This window comes from Lentihominibacter hominis, from assembly GCF_014385065.1.
GTDB lineage: Bacteria > Bacillota > Clostridia > Peptostreptococcales > Anaerovoracaceae > Lentihominibacter > Lentihominibacter hominis.
Window position 1 is genome coordinate 115,128 of sequence record NZ_JACRTA010000002.1, and the last position, 23,185, is coordinate 138,312.

The following is a 23,185-nucleotide window of genomic DNA, read 5'->3' on the forward strand; positions in this document are numbered from 1 at the left end:
CATGAAAATACAAAATTTGAACGAGATCAATACTACAGCTCTGGCATATATGGGAGATGCCGTGTATGAACAGGCAGTAAGGGAACATGTAATAAAAAAAGGATCGTATCATGTCGGTAATATGCATAAGCTGTCAACGGACTTTGTGAATGCTTCAGCACAGGCTAAAATAATAAGAACCATGTTTGATGAACTTTCTGAAGTGGAACAGAAACTTGTGAAGAGGGCAAGAAACAGAAAATACAATACAAAAGCAAAAAATGCCGATCCTGTAACATATAAGTGGGCGACTGCCTTTGAAGCTCTGGTGGGATACTTGTATTTGGCAGATGAGAATGAACGTCTGGAAAGTGTTTTGTCAAAAGCTATAGCGATAATAGGCAAATGAGACATGGGAGGAGATAAAGTGAGTAAAGCTGATAAATTATTTGTAAATATGTGTCGGGACATTCTCCATGACGGGTTTTCCAGCGAAGGACAGATAGTCAGAGCCAGGTGGGAGGACGGAACTCCTGCTCATACGATAAAGAAATTCGGTATTGTCAATAGGTATGATTTGCAGGAAGAATTTCCGGCTTTGACACTAAGGCCTACAGCTATAAAATCTGCAGTTGATGAAATGCTATGGATCTGGCAGAAAAAGTCAAACAATATAAAAGACTTAAACAGCCATATCTGGGACGAGTGGGCAGATGAAGATGGGTCTATAGGCAAAGCTTACGGCTACCAGCTGGGTGTAAAATATAAGTTCCCTCATGGCGAAATGGATCAGGTGGACAATGTGTTGTGGCAGCTTAAGAATACTCCGTATTCCAGAAGAATTATGACAAATATATATAAATTTGACGATTTAATGGAGATGGGACTTGAACCATGCGCTTACAGCATGACTTTCAATGTTACCGGAAACAGATTGAACGGTATACTGAATCAGAGGTCTCAGGATATTCTGGCGGCAAATAATTGGAATGTAGTGCAGTATTCGGTATTGATTCATATGATGGCGCAGGTGTCAGGTCTGAAGCCGGGAGAGCTTGTTCACGTTATTTCTGATGCTCACATATATGACAGGCATGTGGATATTATAAGTGAAATGATAGAAAGACCTCAGTATCCGGCTCCTAAATTCATACTAAATCCTGAAGTAAAGAATTTTTATGATTTTACAACAGATGATATCAGGGTTGAAGATTATCAGAAGAATCCTCAGATAAAAAATATACCTATAGCAGTCTGAAATAAAAGGCACATGCGCGAAGGAGAAAAGATGAATGCAATTGTAATTGTGGACAAAAACTGGGCCATAGGGAAAAACGGAGGTCTTCTGGTGCATTTACCCGGGGATCTTAAATATTACAGACAGAAAACCACAGGTAATATTATAGTAGTGGGCAGAAAGACGCTGGAATCATTTCCCGGAGGAAAGCCGCTCCCTGACAGGACCAATATAGTCATAACTTCCGATACAGACTATGAGAAAGAAGGATGTCTTATATGTCATTCGAAAGAAGAGGTTATGGAAAAATTGATGGAATATAATACGGAAAAAATTTTTATTGCAGGGGGAGCGCAGGTGTATGAACAGTTTATGGATGACTGTGATACCTTTTATGTCACAAAGATAGACGCTGAGTTTGAAGCTGACAGATATTTTCCTGATCTTGACAAGCTTGGATATACTGTGACATGGGAAAGTGAACTTCAGCAGGAAAAAGGTATATTCTACAGATTTTTAAAATACAGCAGGCCATAATGACATTTGTGAGGTAGTATGTCGGAAATAATAATAGGAAGAAACGCTGTGTTGGAAGCGTTGAAAAGTAATAGAGAAATAGAAAAAATAACATTGGCTAAAGGCGCTGAGGGATCGGTAAAGCAAATAGCCGCTAAAGCGAGGGATAAACATATTCCTGTTTATTACAGTGAAAAAAAAAGGATGGATAAAACTGCATCAGGAGGAGTACATCAGGGTGTCATAGCCATTGTATCGGATTATAAATATTGCAGTGTGGAGGATATTTTAAAACGTGCGGCCTGCAGAGGTGAGGAGCCATTTATTCTTATTTTGGATGGTCTTGAAGATCCTCATAATCTGGGAGCAATCATGCGTACTGCCGAGTGTGCAGGGGTTCATGGGATAATCATTCCCAAAAGACGTTCTGTATCTGTTACAGAGACTGTGGCAAAAACATCTGCCGGAGCGGTGGAATATATGCTTTGTGCAAAGGTCACCAATATAGCCGGTGAAATAGAGAAACTTAAGAAAAAAGGCATCTGGATAGGAGCATGTGATATGGGAGATAATCTGTACTATGAGCATGATCTTACAGGACCTCTGGGTATTGTTATAGGAGGAGAGGGAGCGGGAATAAGTCGGCTTGTGAAAGAAAAGTGCGATTTTGTCGTATCTATTCCTATGAAAGGACAGATAAGTTCTCTGAATGCATCTAATGCAGCATCTGTATTAATGTATGAAGTTGTAAGACAGAGGAAGTAATGTATGTGTAAAATTGACTGCAACAGTTGTATTCTCTCTGACAGCGATCTGGCGGTTATGGCGCAAGGCGGCGACCTTGATGCTGAAGAAAGGCTGATGAGACGATACAAGGAAACTGTCAGGATAAAATCAAAGATGTATTACATGGCAGGTGCCGATGAAGATGATGTAGTTCAGGAGGGTATGATAGGACTGCTTAAGGCAATCAGACAGTTTGATGCCGGAAAAGCAGCATCATTTGAAACATTTGCCAATATATGTATAACACGGCAGATAATAAGCGCAATCAGATCAGCGGCAAGGGACAAACACAGGGCGCTTAATACATCTGTTCCTTTGAGCAATCCTCTGAAGCCGGAAAATGAGGATTTAACTATAGCGGATACGCTCAAGACAAATATGGAAGAAGATCCGGAAGAGCTTCTTGTACTTAAGGATATAGCTTATTATATAAGAAATAACGGGGATAATGTTTTCAGTGATTTTGAGATGCAGGTTTTAAGTGAAGTACTCAAAGATAATGATTACAGAAAGATTTCAGCGAAGCTGGGAAAAAGTATAAAATCTATAGATAATGCTATGCAGAGAGTCAAGAAAAAAATAGTAAATTATTTATGGAACTAACGTGTGAAAAACGTGTTCTAAAATCGGCTCAAGAGATTGCAATTTAGTTGACACGTCATATAAAATATAGTACCATAATTAATATTGGTATGCTGCTGTAGCTCAGTAGGTAGAGCACTTCATTGGTAATGAAGAGGTTCGGCAGTTCAAGTCTGCTCAGCAGCTCCATTTTAATATGTATGGATATCGCTTTGCGATATTGACGGACTGTGAATCAAAGTCCACCATCGAAAAGAATCGGCGGAGGCCGACTTTGTTCTTTACGCATTATTTTAATTAGGAGGAATTAAAATGGCAAAACAGAAATTTGAAAGAAACAAACCGCATATCAATATCGGAACGATCGGTCACGTAGACCATGGTAAGACGACGCTCACAGCGGCAATCACAACAGTACTTCACCAGAGATACGGACTGGGATCAGACGTAGCATTCGATCAGATCGACAAAGCGCCTGAAGAAAAAGAAAGAGGAATCACAATCGCAACAGCTCACGTAGAGTATGAGACGCCAAATAGACACTACGCGCACGTAGACTGCCCGGGACATGCTGACTATGTAAAGAACATGATCACAGGAGCAGCCCAGATGGACGGAGCGATCCTGGTAGTGGCAGCAACAGACGGCCCAATGCCGCAGACAAGAGAGCACATTCTGCTTTCAAGACAGGTAGGAGTACCATACATCATAGTATTCTTAAACAAGTGCGATATGGTGGATGATGAAGAGCTTCTTGATCTGGTAGAGATGGAAGTAAGAGAACTGCTCGACCAGTATGAATTTCCTGGAGACGACACACCAATAGTAAGAGGATCAGCGCTGATGGCGTTGGAAGATCCTGCAGGTCCATGGGGAGATAAGATAGTAGAGCTGTTCGAAGAGATTGACGCATATATACCTGAACCGGAAAGAGATAATGATAAGCCGTTCATCATGCCGGTAGAGGACGTATTCTCCATCACAGGAAGAGGAACAGTAGCGACAGGAAGAGTAGAGAGAGGAAGCCTTACAGTAGGAGCGGAAGTAGAGATCATAGGACTTACAGAAGAGAAGAGGAAGGTAGTAGTAACCGGAATCGAGATGTTCAGAAAGCTGTTAGATCAGGCTGAGACAGGAGATAACATCGGAGCTCTTTTAAGAGGAGTACAGAGAGATGAGATCGAAAGAGGACAGGTACTGGCGCAGCCGGGAACAATCCATCCGCATACAAAGTTCAAGGGAGAAGTATACGTACTGAAGAAGGAAGAGGGCGGAAGACATACACCGTTCTTTAACGGATACAGACCGCAGTTTTACTTCAGAACAACAGATGTAACAGGAGATCTTCAGTTACCGGAAGGAACAGAGATGTGTATGCCTGGAGACAACATCACAATGACTATCGAACTTATAACACCGATAGCAATTGAAGAAGGACTGAGATTCGCTATAAGAGAAGGCGGAAGGACAGTAGGATCCGGAGTAGTAACAGAGATCATAGAATAAGGGTAACACCTATAGGAAACGAGCCTTACTTAAGGCTCGTTTTTGTGTCATATAGTAAATATCGATTTAAAAAATGTATATATTTATTTAGATCAGAATTTGATAAGTTGATTTTGAGCTATGAATTTTTACGATATTACTATATAATTATATATAATAGAATGTGAGATTTGAGAAGACAGAGGTATACTATGGTTAGATTCAAGGGTGAGATATACTTGCTTCTCGCAGCAATAATATGGGGATCTGCATTTATATTTCAGAAAATGGGAATGGATCACATAGGACCCTTTTCTTTCAGTGCTTTCAGATATGTGATAGGGGCTTTGGTACTTTTGCCGGTAATCTTTATACGGGATGTGGTGACTGAAAGAAAAGGAAGACAGGCGGAGATAGTTTTTTTTCGTAACAAAAATCTGCTTAAAGGAGCATTTTTTTGCGGTCTTGCCAGTTTTGTCGCAGGATCGCTTCAGCAAGTTGGACTGGTTTATACGACTGCGGGTAAGGCTGGCTTTATAACTTCTATGGATATTGTAATAGTTCCTTTAATATTGATTATTTTAAAGAGAGAGGTTCCTGCGCTCACATGGTTTGGTATAGCCGTAGCTGCTTTTGGCCTTTATCTTCTTTGTATAACAGATGGATTTACAATACAGATAGGAGACGGTCTTGTCATGGGGTGTGCGGTGGCATATTCCTTCCAGATAATCCTTATAGATCATTACTCGGAAAAGACAGATGTATTGAAGCTTTCCTTTATGCAGTTCATGTTTGCGGGTATAGTTTCGGGTGTTGTTGCTGTATTTGCGGAAACTATATCCTTTCAGTCTGTCATAGATTGTATAGTGCCTATATTATACGTTGCAGTTCTTGAAGTCAGTATAGCATTCACTCTTCAGATTGCGGGTCAGAAATATACATCTGCGGCTATAGCGACTGTCATAATGAGTCTTGAGTCTCTTTTTGCAGCGGTATGCGGAGCATTATTTCTTCATGAAACCATGTCGGCGCGTGAGATCATGGGATGTGTGCTTATGTTCGGTGCATTTATAATCGCGCAGATTCCCGAGATGAGAGCTGATGGGAAATAATGTAAGAAATTTACATAAAATCACATACATTCCACATAAAATGATTAAAATAAAGTGTGTAGAAATAAGAAAGGTAAAATAAGAGGTTACAGATTAGATGAAAGACATATATATTTCAGAGTTTAAGACTAATCAGGAAGTCATATCATATTTTATAGTTAAAACAGTGGCTGTAAAAGTAGGATCCAATAAGAAAGCATATCTGGATCTGCTTCTTGCGGATAAAACAGGTGAAATTTCAGCAAAAAAGTGGGATATAGCCGATGAAGAGATGCCCGGATTGGAGAAGATCAAAGAAGGCAGCATCATAAAAGTGAAGGCTTTGGTTACTGAATGGAACGGAATGAAGCAGCTGAGAGTAAGTCGTATAAGACAGACATCGGCAGAAGACAGTATTGTTATGATGGATTATATAAAAGCTGCTCCTGAAGCTGCTGATGATATGTATTCATACATATATGACAAAGCAGATAATTTTCAAGATAAAGATCTTAGGAACATCTGTCTGAAACAGCTTACTGATAATAAGGAAAAATTGATGTATTACCCGGCAGCGCAGAAGAATCATCATGCGGAAATGTCAGGACTTTTATATCATATAAAGCGTATGTTGATGATGGCGGAAAAAGCCTGTGAGGTATATACTAATCTTAACAGGGAGCTTGTTATGACAGGAGTTATACTACATGATATGGAAAAGATAAATGAAATAGAATCTAATGAACTTGGAATTTCAACAGGGTACTCTTTTGAAGGCAAGATGCTGGGTCATCTTGTACAGGGTGTCAGAGTTATAGATAAGCTGGCTGATCAGCTTGATATTCCCAGAGAAAAAGCTGTAATGCTTGAGCATATGATACTTTCTCATCATTATGAACCTGAGTTCGGCAGTCCTAAGAAACCGCTTTTCCCTGAGGCAGAGATGCTTCATTATTTGGATATGATAGATGCTAAGATGTTTGATATGCAGGAAGCTCTTGAGAAGACAGAACCCGGAAGTTTCAGTGACAGAGTCTGGACTCTTGACAACAGAAACTTGTATAAAGTCACAGAATGGTAATAAGATGAATTAATGATATGTTAGAAGAAAAACAGGGAACGATAGCGGAAATAATTTTTCATAATAATGAAAACGGCTATACAGTAGCCGTTTTTGAGACTGAGACAGAAGCTTTCACGGCAGTCGGGAATATACCTTCGGCAAGTGTGGGAAGGGGATATGTGTTGAGGGGTGAATTCATCACACATCAAACTTATGGGGAACAGTTTTCTGTAAAAGAATTCGAAGAGATCATGCCGTCTACAAAAGATGGCATAAAAGAATTTCTTTCTTCCGGGGCAATGAAGGGAATAGGCCGTAAAACAGCATCAGCTATAGTATCAAGATTCGGGATTGATACTTTAAAAATAATAGAGCAGGAGCCGCAAAGACTTACGGAAGTTTCAGGAATAGGGAAAAAGACAGCGCAGCGGATAGCTGAAGCATTCGGAAAACATCGTGAATTTGCTAATATTGTGTTGTACTTGCAGCAGTTTGGGATAAGTGCGGATTATGCCATGAAGCTTTATCAGGTATATGGTGCGGATACGGTAAAAGCGGTGGAAGAAAATCCCTACAGGCTTGTGGAAGATGTATTTGGCATAGGTTTTAAAAAAGCCGATAAGATTGCCGAGAAAATGGGGGTTGCGGAAGATGACGAATTCAGAATAAAGAGCGGTGTTAAATTTACTCTTTCTTATTTTGCCGGAGAAGGAAATACGTTTTTGCCTCAAAATATTTTATGTGAGAAAACAGGTCAGCTTTTGGATTTGTCTATACAGCTGATAGAAGATGAGCTTCCGGCTATGGCGTTTTCAGGTGATATCCGTATAGAAAATCTGGACGGCAGGAATGTGGTGTTTCTGGAAGCATATTATATGGCAGAGCAGAATGTATGCAAGCGACTGGCTGCCATAAACAGTGCTGAGCTTAAACCAATATCAGGGGGTGTTGACAGTCTTATAAGCAGAACTGAAAACGCCACCGGTATATATCTTTCGGAAAATCAGAAGCATGCAGTCATAACATCCCTGAATATGGGTGTATCGGTGATAACAGGAGGCCCCGGAACGGGGAAGACAACTATAATAAATACTATAATAAATATACTTGAGGAAAGTGGACTGAAAACTGCAATAGCTGCTCCTACGGGAAGAGCGGCAAAAAGAATAACCGAAACATCGGGACATTATGCGTCAACTATACATAGACTATTGGAATACTATTTTTCAGAAAGTGAAAATATGATGAGGTTTGGAAAGACTAAAGAAGATCCTCTCGATTATGATGCTGTTATTGTTGATGAAGCTTCTATGATAGATTTGATGCTGATGAATGGCCTTGTAAGTGCTGTAAGGCCGGGGACACGCCTTATAATAGTGGGTGATGCCGATCAGCTTCCGTCGGTAGGCGCAGGGAATGTGCTGCGGGATATAATAAACAGTGAATATATATATTGTACTAAACTGACTGAAATATTCAGACAGGCCAAAGAAAGTATGATAGTAGTCAATGCTCACAGAATAAACAGAGGAGAATATCCTGACTGCAATGCTAAAGATAAAGATTTTTTTCTTCTCAGAAGGGGAAGTGAAAAAGAGATGTTGGAGACTATAAAGAATCTGTGTCTTACCAGACTTCCCGGATATTATAAGGATGTGTCGCCCACTGCAGATATACAGATACTTACTCCGGTAAGAAAAGGCATATTGGGAAGTATAAATCTTAATAAGGAACTGCAGGAGGTACTGAATCCTCCCCAGCCAGGACTTGAAGAAAAACAGCTGGGAGAACGTATTTTTCGAGAGGGTGATAAGGTCATGCAGATAAAGAACAATTATCAGATGACATGGAAAAATCTTGAGGATTTTACAGAGGGAGAAGGAGTTTTTAATGGAGATGTCGGTTTTATAAAGAAGGTGGACAGAGAATTTAATGAGATTACTGTAGTCTATGATGAAATAAGATATGTTACATATCATTTTAATCAGCTGGACGAGCTGGAATTAGCTTATGCCATCACTGTTCATAAGAGTCAGGGAAGCGAGTTTCCGATAGTGATAATGCCTGTAAGCTGGTTTCCTCCGATGTTGGCAACGAGGAATCTTTTGTACACCGGAGTAACGAGAGGAAAAAAGTCTGTAGTTCTGGTAGGATCAGAAAACAAGCTGAATTCAATGGTGGATAATGACCGGATAAGCGAGCGATTTTCAGGTCTTGGAATACGGCTGAAGCGCCTTATGGGTATGGAAGGGATATAGTGATAAAAAGAGTATTGGAAAGAGCAGGGAAAATAATTTTTGAAGCAATATTTCCGTCAAATATATACTGTATAAGCTGTGGAAGCCTAATAGATAAAACCAGAAATTATTCTCTGTGTGATAAGTGTATGGGAAAGCTTCACTGGATAAACGGAAGAACCTGTGATAAATGTGGAAAGGCTCTTCCTCAGACATATAAAGGACGGTTCTGCTATGATTGCATGACATATAGTCATTATTTCAGCAAAGGATATAGCTGTTTAACGTATGGTATGTATGAACGGGAGCTATTGTTTGATTTTAAATATAGGGGAAAATCATATCTGGCTGAGAAATTTGCAGATATTCTTTATGATCGTATGGCTTGTGAAGATATACAGATAGATGTTATAATACCTATACCTGTAGGAGCAGAAAGACTGAGGAAGCGAGGTTACGATCAATCGGTACTTATGGCAGACAATCTTTCGGCAAGATGGTGTGTGCCTGTTGCCAAAGATATTCTTTTGAGGAAAAGGGATACGCCTTTTCTAAGAGGCCTTTCTCCTGTTGAGCGTGAGAATGTTTTAAAGAATGTATTCTGTATTTCGCAAACAGGGCAAAAGACTGTTAGATCAAAGCGTATTTTGCTGGTGGATGATATATACACTACCGGATCTACAGCAGATGCCTGCAGCAAAGAGCTTCTGGAGAAGGGAGCTGAGGATATATTTTTATTGACATTGGCATCGGGAGGCAACCGGAAACCGAAAATGGTATAGCGTTAGTTATAGCATTTTAAGTATTGCTCTAAGAACAAGGTTTCTGTGTTTGTTCTGCATGACAAAATAAGTTTTGGACAGAAATTTCACTGAAAAACCGCCACGAAGCAGAGCTTCTGTGGTTTCTGTGTTTGTTCTGTACACCAAAACAAGTTTTGGACAGAACATAAGCAGCGTATATATATGGCTCAGGTCTGTGATTGAAAGGCCATGCCAGCTACGGGCAAAAGGCTCCACGTAAGCTGATCCGCAAGGCGGCAGTGATCATGGCGTAGCTTAGAAGTAAGTCCTCTGAAAAATTCAGGTAAAGGCGAGTGTGGGGGCAAAGATCAGGTCAGCTGAGTCATATATATGCGCTGTTTTTTAGGTGAAATAATTCTTATATAGTTTGTTTTTTTTGAGCTTGAGGATTTGATGACAGATTTTTACTGAAGAGTGTTTTGATTCTTCATGATTGAAGGTTTAGTAAATGTTTTCAGATTTTTCTGTGAATAATTCAAAAAAACGATGCAGCCTGGCATTATATATGGTATACTTAGTAAAAGCATCAAAGTGCAAGCTTGAAAAGGAGGTTGCTATTATGAAGACAATTATAAACGGTAAGAACTATAGCCCAAGCGACAAATTGAAAGCCACTATAGAAAAGAAGTTTGAAAAGCTGGACAAATATTTTTCGAACGAAATAACAGGTACTGTAATGACAATAAAGGAAAAGGGCGGCTATAAAGTGGAAGCTACGATAAATGCCAAGGGCACTATATTCAGGGCTGAAGTTAAAGCTGATGATCCTTATGATGCTATAGACGGTGTTATCGATAAACTTTCGAGTCAGATGTCCAAGTTTAAAAGCAAGCTTCAGAAAAAGTATAAGGGCAGTAAGGAGTTTATGTTTGCTGAACTTCCTGAAGCAGAGGAACAGGAAGAACTGCACATAGTCAAAAGAAAGAGATTTGAATTGATCCCAATGACAGTAGATGAGGCGATTATTCAGATGGAGCTTCTCGCTCATAATTTCTTTGTATTTCTTAACATGGAAACTGATTCTGTGAATGTAGTATACAGAAGAAATGATAAGGATTATGGTGTATTAGAGACAACCTATTAATGTTTTCTGTTTTTTAAATAAAAAATTCCAAGATAAAGTCAGTTTAATAAAATAAATATAGGGACTTCATGTAGGCATGAAGTCCCTTTTTATCTGTATCAGTTTTTTCAGAGAACTAAGTATGAGGCAGTGACCGGCAATATTTAAAAACTAAGTGAAGCATTGGTGTTTTATCGGCGTTACTATTGAAAAAGACACCTATTTTTTGTAAAATGTAAAGGAGTCTTTAAATTAATACAGGGGAGCAAATTAATGCAGAAATTTTTTGAAAATATATTTTCCGGTGTTGGGATCACCGATATAATAGACATATTGATAGTCGCCTTTGTAATATATAAATTACTTGGCCTGATAAAGCAAACGAGAGCTGAACAGCTTATGAAAGGCGTGCTGCTGTTGGTAGTGGCTACTTTTTTGTCGGGGCTGTTCAATTTACATACGATAAACTGGATTCTCAAAGGAGCGGTTACTTTGGGAGCGGTGGCTATTTTAGTTGTTTTCCAGCCGGAGCTGAGACGCGCTTTGGAGTATATGGGAAGAAGCAAGATTGTAAAAGCTCCTCTTCGTGAAATGGATAAAGAGAGAGGAAAAGAAATTACGTCTCATATAGTCAAGGCGATCGATACCTTTTCAAAGGATCGTGTCGGCGCTCTCATAGTTTTTGAGAGACAGACGTCACTATCGGACATAATTGAGACAGGGACAGTAGTAGATGCAGATATTTCAGAACAGCTTCTGGGAAATATCTTTTATGAGGGAGCGCCTCTTCATGACGGAGCTGTGATAATACGAGACGGCTGTTTGTACGCAGCGGGCTGTGTACTGCCTCTTACAAGGAATAATACCATAAGCAAAGAACTTGGTACAAGACATAGAGCGGGTATAGGAATAACGGAAAATTCAGATGCCTTAACTTTTATTGTCTCTGAAGAAACCGGTATAATTTCCATGGCGAGTGAAGGTCAGCTGTCCAGATTTTTAGACATCAAAACGGTAGAGAAGACTCTGCTTAATATGTATCTTAATACAGGGGAGATAACGGGAACTATGTCAGTTATTGCAAGGTTTATTAATAAGATCAGGGGGAAGAACGATGCTGAATAATAAAACTTTTCTCAGAGTTTTTTCCCTCGTAGCAGCGGTGTTGCTGTGGGCCTATGTTATGCTTGAAGTTGATCCGTATAAAACAGCAAAGATAAGTGATGTTTCCATAACGTTTGCCAATGAGGATGTTTTGGCTGAAGAAGGGCTTGCGCCTATTTCCGGAGATGAGATGGAAGTGGCTGTCAAGATAAAAGGACGCAGATCTGATGTGAACAGTGTCAGAAAAACAGGACTTACGGCTTATGTGGACGTATCATCATGTAAAAAGGGTGAAAACAGTGAAGAAATAGTGATAAATACTCCGGATGGAATAAGTATAGAGACTGTATCAGAGGAATATCTGACATTTGAAGTAGAGGAACTTGCAGAGGAGGAAAAGAATCTTAATATTGAATTTGATAAGGAAAACGGTGAAAGTGAGTCAAAGGTTCCATGGGTCGTTGCAGCAGAAACTGATTCAGTAACGGTAAAAGGAGCAAAAAGTCTCGTTGATAAAGTGGAGAGTGTAAAGGGTATAGTATCTTCGGAGAATATGCCTAAGGAAAAAAGTGAATGGAGAGATGTAAGTGTAACAGCTGTGGATAAAGACGGGAATATTGTGCCTGATGTTTCAATACTGAATGGGGATGATATTCAGGCACAGGTAAGGCTCATGGCTCTTAAAACTGTGGAGCTTGATATTTCCTCTTCGGATCTGAGGGAAGATTTTCAGATAGATAAGCTTGACGTGGCTGATAACATAAGGATAGTAGGGCCCGAAGATATGATACAAGAGATAGATAAGATAAAAGGCTTTGCAGAGCTTGCAGGAATTGACGATACTCAGACTCATAAAATAAACGTGAATCTGGATTTGCCGGAGGGCATATATTTGTATGATCAGAAAAATCCGCTGACTGTAAAGGTGAAACTTAAGGCAGTCGAATAAAATAGAAAACCAAAATGAGGAGAAGATTATGGGAAGATTATTTGGAACAGACGGAGTCAGAGGCATTGCCAACTCCGAACTTACCCCTGAACTGGCTTTTAAGCTGGGAAAAGCAGGGGCTCATGTACTTAGCAAAGACAAAAAAAGACCGATTGTCATTATAGGTAAAGATACACGGCTTTCAGGCGATATGATTGAAGACGCTCTCAGCGCAGGGATATTAGCGGTAGGAGGAAACGTTATAAAAGTAGGTGTTCTGCCTACACCTGCAGTCGCATATTTGGTTAATGTTTATAAGGCTGATGCAGGGGCAGTGATATCGGCATCCCATAATCCATTTGAATATAACGGTATAAAGTTTTTTAATGGTGATGGTTTTAAATTGGATGACAGTATAGAGGATGAAATCGAAGATATAATTCTCAGTAATGTAGATGTTAACAGTCATATTACAGGAGATAAGTTGGGGAAATGTCTTGAAGCAGACGATGACGCTATAGAAAAATATGCTGATTTTTTAAAGTCTACAATAGATGCAGATATAAGTGGCTTGAAGCTGGTACTCGACTGTGCCAACGGAGCATCATATAAAGTGGCGGAAAAGGTATATTCAGAGCTTGGTGCGGATGTTACTGTAATCGGAAATGAACCTGATGGTATAAATATAAACTATAATTGTGGGTCTACTCATCCTGAGAGGCTGCAGCAGGAAGTCATAAAGCAGGGAGCTTTTATGGGTCTTGCTTATGATGGGGATGCTGACAGACTTATAGCTGTAGATGAGAGAGGAAGAATTATTGACGGAGATAAGCTGATATGTATATGTGCCAAGATGATGAAGGATATGGGCAGACTGAGCGGCGATACAGTTACAGCCACGGTTATGAGTAATCTCGGATTTCACAGATATATAGAAAAAATGGGTTGCAGCGTAGAGGTCACATCTGTCGGAGACAGATATGTGCTTGAAAGCATGCTGAAGACCGGAAGCAAGATAGGCGGAGAACAGTCCGGACATATAATATTCTTAAATCATACGACTACGGGAGACGGAATTCTTTCCTCTCTTCAGTTGTTGCAGGCTGTATTGATGTCCGGGAAAAAAGCATCGGAGCTTTCGGATGAAATAGAGATATTCCCTCAGGTGCTCAGGAATGCCAAGGTAAAAAATGAGAATAAGAATAAATTCATGGAAGATAGTGAGGTAAAGGCTGCCATAGAAAAAGTTGAGAAAGATGTAGCGGGACTGGGCAGGCTTCTTATAAGACCTTCGGGTACGGAACCTCTTGTAAGGGTTATGCTGGAAGGTCAGGACGTGGAGCATATCACAGGACTTGCAGAGGGGCTGGCCTCTCTGCTTACTAAGAGGTTTGGATAGGAGGATTTATATGTGCGGTATAGTTGGATTTGCGGGGAAAGATCACGCTAAGGAAAAAATAATAGATGGGCTTAAACGACTGGAATACAGAGGTTATGATTCTGCAGGTATTGCCTTGCCTATAAATGGAAAAATAGAAATAAGAAAACATGTCGGCGAAATAAAGAATCTTGAAAAGATAATAGGGGATGATGGATTTGACAGTTCTGTGGGAATTGGCCATACGAGATGGGCAACACATGGTGTGCCGTCTGATGTCAATGCACATCCTCATGCCAATGCAGATGATTCTATAGCCATAGTTCATAACGGTATTATAGAAAATTATCAGGAAATAAAGGAATGGCTTATCAGAGAAAAGGGAGTTGTTTTCAAGTCGGAAACAGATTCGGAAGTAATTGCTCATTTAATAGGAGTGTTTTATGAAGGTGATTTGTTGAAGGCTGTCAATAAAGCTGTAGCTGAAATGAGGGGAGCTTATGCGGTATGTGCCATTGCAGCTGCGGAACCTGATAAGATTGTTGCAGTGAGAAAAGATGCTCCTTTAGTAGCAGGGATAGGAAAAGGATTCAATTTCATAGCCTCCGATATTCCTGCTTTGCTTAAATATGTAAGACAGGTATATCTTATAGAAAACAATGAAACGGTAGTATTGACTAAAGATAATATAACTATTTACAATGAAAGAGGTCAAAAAGTCAACAGAGACGTGTTCCATGTGACATGGGATGCTGATGCAGCCGAAAAGGAAGGCTACGAGCATTTTATGCTTAAGGAGATACATGAACAGCCTAAGGGAATTTATGAGACTATAAACAGGCGGCTTAATGAAGATGGAAGCATCAATCTTGATGGCATAGCTATGACGAAAGAGGACATAGAAAATTTCAATAAGGTATATATAGTTGCTTGCGGAACAGCATATCATGCCGGTCTTGTAGGGAAAATGGTTATTGAGAAGATGGCTAAAGTTCCTGTAGAGGTAGATGTTGCATCCGAGTTTAGATACAGAGATCCGTTTGTTGATGAAAATACACTGTTTATTGCCATAAGTCAGTCGGGTGAAACCCTTGATACTCTCGCGGCTTTGAGAGAGGCTAAAAGAAAGGGAGCGCGTATCCTTTCTGTAGTCAATGTAGTGGGAAGCTCTGTAGCCAGAGAATCTGATGATGTGTTTTATACATGGGCAGGACCTGAGATTGCAGTTGCTTCTACAAAGGCATATACCACTCAGCTGATATGTATGTATCTTATAGGTCTTTACATGGGAAGTACGAAAGGTACAATAGAAAAAAATTATTACGATAAAGTCTTAAATCAGCTTAAGGAACTTCCTTATAAAGTGGAAGAGCTTTTGGAAGGAGAAGACGCCATAGCAGAGCTGGCCAAAAAGTATTACAGGAAAGAACAGGTCTTTTTTATAGGAAGAGGGCTTGATTCAGGTGTATCATATGAAGGTTCTCTTAAATTAAAAGAAATTTCATATATAAATTCTTTTGCTATTGCTGCAGGGGAGCTGAAACATGGAACTATAGCTTTGATGGAAGACGAGACTCTTGTGTTTGCTCTTGCTACTCAAGATTTTCTGTATGAGAAGATGATTTCTAATGTTGAGGAGATAAAGGCCAGAGGAGCAAGGGTAATAGGTATGGCTAAACAGGGCAGAAAAGAGATGGAGTCTGTTGCCGATGAGGTTATCTATATACCGTCCTGCATAGATGAGGTGTCTCCTGTTCTTGCAGTCATTCCTCTTCAGATTTTCGCTTATTATGTAGCCAAGGAGAGAGGTTGTAATATAGATAAGCCCAAGAATCTTGCAAAATCGGTAACGGTAGAATAATAGAGCAAATATTAATTCAGGCTGACGATTATTCGTCAGCCTGAATGTTGCTTATGAAAGGATGTTAATATGAATAAATATGATATCAGAGATATAACATTTGCAGAGTCCGGCCACAGAAAAATAGAGTGGGTGAGAAACAATATGCCGCTGCTCCGGGCTATGGAGGAAGAGTTTAAAAGGGATAGGCCTCTTGATGGAATTAAAATAAGTCTTTCGGTACATCTCGAGGCTAAAACTGCTTATCTCTGTCTTGTACTGGCGGCAGGCGGTGCACATATGTCGGTGACAGGAAGCAATAGTTTGTCGACCCAAGATGATGTAGCAGCTGCACTGGCGGACAGAGGCCTTAAAGTATTCGCATATCATGGGGCTACTAATGAAGAGTACATGAGGCATCTTGAAATGTGTCTTGAACATAAACCTAATATTATAATAGATGACGGCGGAGATCTTGTAGAGCTGCTTCACAGAAAGCGTTCTGACTTGGCAGAGGATGTTTTTGGAGGATGTGAAGAAACAACTACAGGAGTGATAAGACTCAAAGCGATGGAGAGAGAAGGCATTCTTAAATTCCCTATGGTGGCTGTAAATGATGCTAAGTGTAAACATCTATTCGATAACAGATATGGTACGGGGCAGTCCGTGTGGGACAGCATGATGAGAAACACTAATCTTATCGTGGCTTCCAAGACTGTGGTAGTAGTGGGATATGGATGGTGCAGTAGAGGCATAGCCATGAGAGCATCAGCTCTGGGTGCAAAGGTAATAGTAACAGAGATAGATCCGGTAAAAGCTATGGAAGCAAAGATGGATGGACATGATGTAATGCCTATGAATAAAGCGGCATCCATGGGAGATATGTTTATCACAGCTACAGGCTGCAAGCACACCATAACTGTAGAACATATGGTGAAAATGAAAGATGGTGCTATTTTGGCTAATGCAGGACATTTTAATGTAGAGATCGACATGGCCGGTCTTGAAGAAGCAGCGATCAGCTCTTGTGAAACAAGAAATAACATTATAGGTTATACTTTGAAAAACGGAAATATTATAAATGTTATAGGAGAAGGCAAGCTTGTCAATATCGCTGCGGCAGATGGACATCCGGCAGAAATAATGGATCTCAGTTTTGCTGTTCAAGCAATGTCAGCGCTATATATCAAGGACAATTATAAAAATCTTGATAATAAGGTAATAGATGTTTCTGGGGAAATAGATAATGTGATAGCCCGCAAGAGGTTAGAGGCATGGGATATAGAAATTGACAGCCTCACGGAAGATCAGAAGCTGTATCTTAAAAGCTGGCAGTTATAAGATGAATTTATGTAATAGAGGTTATTTTAAAAGTATGGTATCTGGCGATATGTTTTTCTAATATATACAGAATATCAGAATTTTGTAATATTTGATATTGCTGGAGTGTGTTAGACTGTTGAATATACTGATTCCTATGCTCGCTTGGCGTATGTCCGTACCATTTCTTAAAGTTTTTATAAAAGTATTTAGGATCTGAAAATCCGCATTTATATGATATTTCTATATTAGGTAAGTTTGTGGTAAGTAAAAATGTTTCGCTTTGATAACATCTTATATAATTTATCATATTGCTGAAACTCTGGAATGGTGATTTTGAGAGAAATTGAGACAGATAATTTTCATTTATAAATTCTCTGCTGGCTATTTCACTTACAGTTATTTTATTCATGTAATTTTGCTGGCAGAATTTTAATATGCGGTTAAATCTTTCTCTACTGATATTATTAGTGTTAGTGTTGGGATTTGTATTCATATAATCATACCATTCAAAATATGACAGCATTATGTTTATTAATTTATTGGCCAGCCTTGAGTAAAGATTAGTATGACCGTGAATATTCAAGTCTTCGTTAGATAAATAGATATAAGCTATTGACAGTAAAGTATCTGTTATATTATACATCGGCAGTTTTTGATATTGATTGCAGGTATCACTTCTGCATGTAAAAAAAGTGTACTTTAAATAGTCGAAAGAACTGTCAACCTGTGATAGGTCTATATATAATGACATTACTATATTGTTTTTGCTTTCCGAATGTAAATAATGTATATCCATACAGTCTATGGAAAAAACGTCGCCCTCACGAAGTTCTATTGTCTGATCTGCAGATATAAGCTGGATGTTTCCTTTTAGGCATAGAATAATTTCCAGTAAAGTTTCGTGACGATGTGGCTTGATATTAGTAACATTATAAAAAGATACTCCGAGAGGAGTATTTTTTATTTTTTGTATTGAATTTTCATTGGCAATTATATCTGTATACATGGTTACATTATAGTCTGCTTGTTCAGAATAGTCAAATCTTATAAAACTATAATATTAACCCACAAGAAACGGCAATCGTAAAATTTATGCAGGGTATTTACTATATGAATAAGAAGTTGTTAAAAATGGAGGTGATTTATATGGATAGGAGAGTAACGGAAGACTCAGGAGGGGTATCAGGCTTGAAGAAAAGAAAAATACGGCCTTTTGGTATAGCTTTTATGCTTTATTGCCTTGTGGCGGCAGGGGCCTTTGGAATCGAGGAAATGATACCTGCCAGCGGACCCGGGCTAACAATAGTTATACTGGCAGTATTTCCAATAGTTTGGGCTTTGCCAATATGCTTGATGGTATCGGAATTATCAGCTCTCATGCCTCGGGAAGGAGGTATTTATGTGTGGGTTAAAGAAGCGCTTGGGGAGATGTGGGGATTTTGTACATGCTGGTGGAGCACGATATGCACTTATTTATGCAGTGCCACATATGTGGTTTTAGTAGTTGGATATGCAGAAAAGTTCATCGACATGACGAATGTGCAGGTCATGGCCGTAAAAGTAGCGATGATTTTAATTTTTACGGTAATTAACCTAATGGGCCTTAAAGAGGTTAGTGTTGTCAATACTGTTTTTTCTGTAATGATTATTGCTGTATTTGCGCTGGTAACTGTGGTTGGGTTTGCTAACTGGGAATTCAATCCGGTAGAGCCGTTTACACCTGAAGGAGAGAGTGTAGTAAGCAGTTTAGGGGGAAGTGTGTGCATTGCCATATGGATGTATTGTGGGTATGAGTGTGTGGCATATGTATCCGGAGAAATTGAAAATCCTAAAGTTATTCCTAAAGGTTTTTTTATTGCAATGCCCCTTATCGCACTTAGCTATATTCTTCCTACTGTGGCAGGCTTAGGCTCTATAGGAAGCTGGGAGAGCTGGTCGACTGAAAGCGCAGAAGGGACAGTAGGATATGCTGATGTTCTGACTCAGAATTTGGGACAGGCGTGGGGAGTGGTATTTATTATAATAGCAATTATTTCCCAGTGTGCAATATTCAATACATACATGACAGCAGGGTCAAGAGGATTTCTCGTAATGTCAGATGATAATCTTTCTCCTAAATTTTTGGGGAAAGTGGATAAAAAAAGAGGCATGCCATATTGGGGAATAATATTGATAGCAGCTGTAACAATGATAATGTCAACGTTTGATTTCTCTACAATTATTATTTTGGTTGGTCCGGTATGTATAGTTGTTTATTTTACCATATCAGTTTCACTTATAGTTTTGCGTAAAAAATATCCGGTGGATAAAAGAGGGGATATTTATTATATAAAAGGCGGAAAGAAAGTGATATATGTGATAACAGCACTTGTGTTTATCGTAGGTATCGCGGGGATTATAGTAAACGGAACGGAATATTTTATCATGAGCTTCATTACCATAGGCTCAGGTCTTGTAGCTTATATAATATTTAAGCTTCTGTACGGGGGTCTCTATAGGAAAAGCCCTGACAGATATCCCATTAATGAAAAGACAAGGCTTGCAACAGGAGATGTTATGAGGATAGGGCTGTTCATGTTGCTCTGCGGCATACTGGCATTTTTCGGGGCTCTGTTTATAACATGGTATGAAGGCTCATACGGCGAAGAATATTATCTCGAAACATATGAGAAAGGTATTTTAAGCGATTTCTGGCTCATGATAAAGATATTAAAATTCGGAGGGATTATATCAGGGATATTAGGAATTATACTCTTGATTTTAGGAAAACGGTACGACGATACAGAAAGGATAAAAAAGGAAAGTTTATGATTATAAAATCTCGGTGCATATTTGACGGGGTGTCCCCAGAACCATACGAAGGATATGTGGCCATAAAAGAGAATAAAATACACAGTGTTTTAAAAGGCGATAGTATTCCCGTCAGACTCAGAAATGATGAGGAAGTTTTGGACGTAGGAAATAGAACTGTAATGGCAGGGTTCTGTGATAATCATGTACATATTTTCTTGGCGGCTCTTGACCTTACAACGTGTAGCTTAAGAGATTGTGAAAGTGAGGAAGAAGCAGCAAAAAGGCTGGCTGACTTTTACAAAAATCGCAAGGATAAGTGGGTAATCGGTTTCGGCTGGTGTAATTATGACTGGGCGAATCAAGAGCTTCCCTCTAAAGAGACTTTGGACAAATATTTTGGAGACAGACCTGTAATGCTTATAAATGATGAGTTGCATGCTTTGTGGGTCAACAGTAAGGCTCTTGAATTATGCGGCATAGATAAGTATACGGAAAATCCTCAGTATGGGGAGATTTACAGAGATGAAAAAGGGGAGCCTACAGGATATATACTTGAACAGTCAGCTATGAGGCTATTTACTGATATTGCATTAGATTATACTGAGGAAGAAGAGAAAGGCCTTATAAAGACTTTTGTCAAAGAGGCGCATAAAAAAGGCGTTACATCGGTAGGCGATATGGAGATCATAGGTATTATGAAAAGTGATATTTATAAAGCCTTGGAATGCGAGAAGGAATTGAAAGTAAGAGTGTTTTTTTCTCCGTCAATTCAAAAACCCTTGGATGAATTTATAGAGCTGAAGGGAAATTTCGATTCGGACAATTTATCATTGCTCGGGGCCAAAGGATTTATCGATGGTACACCTTTGGGGCATACGGGATTGATGATTGATGATTATAAAGATATGCCGGGATTTAAAGGAGAACCGGTTCTGCACCTTGCAGAATTGAGGAATAAAGTGGAACAATTAAATGGAGAAGGGATTCCGGTAAGGCTTCATGCGTGCGGAGATGGTGCGGTAAGGGAAGCGCTTGATGATATTGAGAAAGCAAATCACAATAGAGGTTTAGAGAATGTGAGAAATACAATAGAGCATATTGAGTGTCTGCATCCTGATGATATAGGAAGATTTGCCAAGTCCGGTACGATAGCATCTATTCAGCCTAATCATATGACTATGAATTCAATGGAAGAACATCCTATTTTTGATATTCTGGGACAAAAACGTTCTGAGCTTTCATGGCCTGCTAAGACACTATCACGCTCAGGAGCGTGTGTGGCTCTGGGAACAGATTGTCCTATAGTGCCATTGGAACCGATGATGACATTATACTGCGCGATAAACAGAGTAATGGAAGATGGTTCTCCACAAGGGGGCTGGAATCCTAAAGAAAAATATACTGTGCAGGAAGCGTTAAAAGGAGTCACTGTAAATAATGCCTATCTTTTCAAAATGGAAGATAAAATAGGAACATTGGAAAGCGGTAAGTATGCTGATATTGTAGTATTGTCTGAAGATATTTTTAAAAAGGATGTACTTGATATATTGGACATAAAAGTTGATATAACCGTGTGGAATGGTGAAAAAGTTTATGAAAGAAAAGGAGGAGAACATGAATAACAGAAAGTTTGAATTAATACCCGGTGTTGAAAATTGTGCCGGCGAGATGAAGGTGGCATTTCCCATAGAAGAGTATCAGAATCGTTTGACCCGGACGAGAATGCTTATGGAGAAAGAGGGGATTGATCTGATATATGCCACGGCTCCGGAAAGCATGAATTATATTACAGGTTACGATGTAGTATGGCACAGAGTCAACTCTCCTGCGGCATGGTTTGATACTATGGCTGCAGGAACAGCCATACATGTGGATTACGATGATTTTATACATTATGATTTGCCGGACGAAGAGGGAGTGTTAAAGCTTACAAGTATTTCAAGAAATACAAGGTTGTTTTATGATACTCCTGCAGAAATGTATGGAAAATCATATATTGTAACGACAGAAGATGAAAATTTTAAGCAGTTGATGGTAAAAAATCTGAAAGATGAAGGCTGGGTAAGGGATGGCATGACAGTAGGATTGGAATTCGGAAGCTACAGACCTAATTATGTTGTTTTTTCTCAGCTGAAAGAGGTCTTTGAAAGCGTCGGATGTAGAGTTGTAGACGCAACTCATATCATCAGGAAAGTGAGGGGGATTAAATCTCCTTTAGAACTTGAATACATAGAAAAGGCAAACCTTTTGTGTGATGTAGGAATGAATGCAATATATGAAGCCTTGCGGCCGGGGATAACGGAACTTGAAATCGTGGGAGAATATACGCGGGCTCAGAGTGAAGCCGGAAGTGAAGCTCCGGCCATAGTAAATATGGTGCGTTCCGGACCTTCCAGAGCATGGTGTTTCCATATACCGGCTTCAAGGAGAAAAATAATGATAGGTGATCCCGTAGGTGTAGATTTATCCGGAGTATATAACAGATACCATTCCAATCAATGCAGATATTTTTCAGTAGGTGAGCCGCCTAAAGAGTTTAAAGAAAAATATGCTGTAAATAAAGAAATTATATCAATCGTTTCGTCTATAATAAAGCCTAATATGCTTGTATCTGATTTTCTTAAAGAACTGCAGAAATTTTACGAATCTGAAAATTTATGGGGAAAACAATACTGGATAGGAGGGTATGAACTTGGAATAGCATATCCTCCGGACTGGGTAGGTGCATATACATTCGATATATATGATGATATAGATGATATGGAAACAAGATTCGTACCGGGGACAGTAACAAACTTTGAGACAGGCTTTGGGTGTATAGACACATTAATGTTTAAAGAAAGTGACGCATATGTACTGGGGAAGACTACAAGAGATCTTATGATAAAATAGTCATTTGATATTCAGATTGAAATTTAGTCTACAAAAAGGATGAAGTAAAAATGATGGTACTACATATTAAAAATAACAGTACCAT

Annotated in this window: 20 protein-coding genes and 1 tRNA gene; 20 read left to right on the top strand and 1 reads right to left on the bottom strand. The window is 39.3% G+C overall.

Going from position 1 to position 23,185, the window contains the following annotated elements:
* Nucleotide 1: 1 nt before the first annotated feature.
* The 17 genes from H8692_RS05805 to H8692_RS05885 all read left to right on the top strand — a co-directional run bounded on the left by H8692_RS05805 (nt 2) and on the right by H8692_RS05885 (nt 17,433).
* Nucleotides 2-388, top strand: a complete 387-nt coding sequence (locus tag H8692_RS05805) for a Mini-ribonuclease 3 (RefSeq protein ID WP_177268735.1) — start codon at nt 2-4, stop codon at nt 386-388.
* 18 nt (nt 389-406) lie between these two features.
* Nucleotides 407-1,237, top strand: coding sequence for a thymidylate synthase (gene thyA, locus H8692_RS05810; RefSeq protein ID WP_187525225.1), 831 nt, complete (start codon nt 407-409; stop codon nt 1,235-1,237).
* A 30-nt stretch (nt 1,238-1,267) separates the two neighbouring features.
* Complete coding sequence (locus tag H8692_RS05815; RefSeq protein WP_177268731.1) at nt 1,268-1,753, top strand: dihydrofolate reductase; 486 nt, start codon at nt 1,268-1,270, stop codon at nt 1,751-1,753.
* A gap of 18 nt (nt 1,754-1,771) precedes the next feature.
* Nucleotides 1,772-2,497 carry a 23S rRNA (guanosine(2251)-2'-O)-methyltransferase RlmB gene (gene rlmB / locus H8692_RS05820; protein ID WP_177268729.1) on the top strand — a complete coding sequence of 242 codons (726 nt, stop codon included), beginning with the start codon at nt 1,772-1,774 and terminating at the stop codon, nt 2,495-2,497.
* Between the two features lie 3 nt (nt 2,498-2,500).
* Nucleotides 2,501-3,121, top strand: a complete 621-nt coding sequence (locus tag H8692_RS05825) for a sigma-70 family RNA polymerase sigma factor (protein WP_187525226.1) — start codon at nt 2,501-2,503, stop codon at nt 3,119-3,121.
* A 91-nt stretch (nt 3,122-3,212) separates the two neighbouring features.
* Nucleotides 3,213-3,289: transfer RNA gene (locus H8692_RS05830), tRNA-Thr, on the top strand.
* Nucleotides 3,290-3,412: 123 nt separating this feature from the next.
* Nucleotides 3,413-4,606, top strand: a complete 1,194-nt coding sequence (gene tuf / locus H8692_RS05835) for an elongation factor Tu (RefSeq protein ID WP_177267439.1) — start codon at nt 3,413-3,415, stop codon at nt 4,604-4,606.
* Nucleotides 4,607-4,797: 191 nt separating this feature from the next.
* A complete protein-coding gene (locus tag H8692_RS05840) occupies nt 4,798-5,697 on the top strand; it encodes a DMT family transporter (RefSeq protein ID WP_187525227.1) in 900 nt (299 codons plus the stop codon).
* A gap of 97 nt (nt 5,698-5,794) precedes the next feature.
* Nucleotides 5,795-6,757, top strand: coding sequence for a 3'-5' exoribonuclease YhaM family protein (locus H8692_RS05845; RefSeq protein ID WP_177267617.1), 963 nt, complete (start codon nt 5,795-5,797; stop codon nt 6,755-6,757).
* Between the two features lie 17 nt (nt 6,758-6,774).
* Complete coding sequence (gene recD2, locus H8692_RS05850) at nt 6,775-8,997, top strand: SF1B family DNA helicase RecD2 (RefSeq protein WP_177267618.1); 2,223 nt, start codon at nt 6,775-6,777, stop codon at nt 8,995-8,997.
* Nucleotides 8,997-9,758, top strand: coding sequence for a double zinc ribbon domain-containing protein (locus tag H8692_RS05855; RefSeq protein ID WP_187525228.1), 762 nt, complete (start codon nt 8,997-8,999; stop codon nt 9,756-9,758). The genes recD2 and H8692_RS05855 overlap by 1 nt, the downstream gene beginning before the upstream one ends.
* Before the next feature lie 580 nt (nt 9,759-10,338).
* On the top strand, nt 10,339-10,863 hold the full coding sequence (gene hpf / locus H8692_RS05860) for a ribosome hibernation-promoting factor, HPF/YfiA family (RefSeq protein WP_177268953.1): 525 nt from the start codon (nt 10,339-10,341) through the stop codon (nt 10,861-10,863).
* Nucleotides 10,864-11,115: 252 nt separating this feature from the next.
* Nucleotides 11,116-11,967, top strand: coding sequence for a diadenylate cyclase CdaA (cdaA, locus tag H8692_RS05865; protein WP_187525229.1), 852 nt, complete (start codon nt 11,116-11,118; stop codon nt 11,965-11,967).
* Nucleotides 11,957-12,895: a CdaR family protein gene (locus H8692_RS05870; RefSeq protein ID WP_187525230.1), complete on the top strand. Its 939-nt coding sequence runs from the start codon at nt 11,957-11,959 to the stop codon at nt 12,893-12,895. The genes cdaA and H8692_RS05870 overlap by 11 nt, the downstream gene beginning before the upstream one ends.
* A 28-nt stretch (nt 12,896-12,923) precedes the next feature.
* Nucleotides 12,924-14,273, top strand: a complete 1,350-nt coding sequence (gene glmM, locus H8692_RS05875; RefSeq protein WP_177268959.1) for a phosphoglucosamine mutase — start codon at nt 12,924-12,926, stop codon at nt 14,271-14,273.
* A 10-nt stretch (nt 14,274-14,283) separates the two neighbouring features.
* The gene (glmS, locus tag H8692_RS05880) at nt 14,284-16,113 is read left to right on the top strand and encodes a glutamine--fructose-6-phosphate transaminase (isomerizing) (RefSeq protein WP_177268961.1); all 1,830 of its coding nucleotides are present in this window, start codon (nt 14,284-14,286) and stop codon (nt 16,111-16,113) included.
* Nucleotides 16,114-16,182: 69 nt separating this feature from the next.
* The gene (locus H8692_RS05885; protein ID WP_187525231.1) at nt 16,183-17,433 is read left to right on the top strand and encodes an adenosylhomocysteinase; all 1,251 of its coding nucleotides are present in this window, start codon (nt 16,183-16,185) and stop codon (nt 17,431-17,433) included.
* A 7-nt stretch (nt 17,434-17,440) separates the two neighbouring features.
* Here the strand turns inward: H8692_RS05885 and H8692_RS05890 are convergent, their stop codons facing one another.
* Nucleotides 17,441-18,421, bottom strand: a complete 981-nt coding sequence (locus tag H8692_RS05890; protein ID WP_187525232.1) for an AraC family transcriptional regulator — start codon at nt 18,419-18,421, stop codon at nt 17,441-17,443.
* Nucleotides 18,422-18,561: 140 nt separating this feature from the next.
* Between H8692_RS05890 and H8692_RS05895 the strand changes: the two genes are divergently transcribed.
* From H8692_RS05895 to H8692_RS05905, 3 genes are read left to right on the top strand one after another with little or no spacing between them, the layout of a single operon-like run.
* Nucleotides 18,562-20,226, top strand: coding sequence for an APC family permease (locus H8692_RS05895; protein ID WP_187525233.1), 1,665 nt, complete (start codon nt 18,562-18,564; stop codon nt 20,224-20,226).
* Nucleotides 20,223-21,830 carry an amidohydrolase gene (locus H8692_RS05900; protein WP_187525234.1) on the top strand — a complete coding sequence of 536 codons (1,608 nt, stop codon included), beginning with the start codon at nt 20,223-20,225 and terminating at the stop codon, nt 21,828-21,830. Before H8692_RS05895 ends, H8692_RS05900 begins: the two co-directional genes overlap by 4 nt.
* Complete coding sequence (locus H8692_RS05905) at nt 21,823-23,100, top strand: M24 family metallopeptidase (RefSeq protein ID WP_187525235.1); 1,278 nt, start codon at nt 21,823-21,825, stop codon at nt 23,098-23,100. The genes H8692_RS05900 and H8692_RS05905 overlap by 8 nt, the downstream gene beginning before the upstream one ends.
* Nucleotides 23,101-23,185 lie beyond the last annotated feature (85 nt).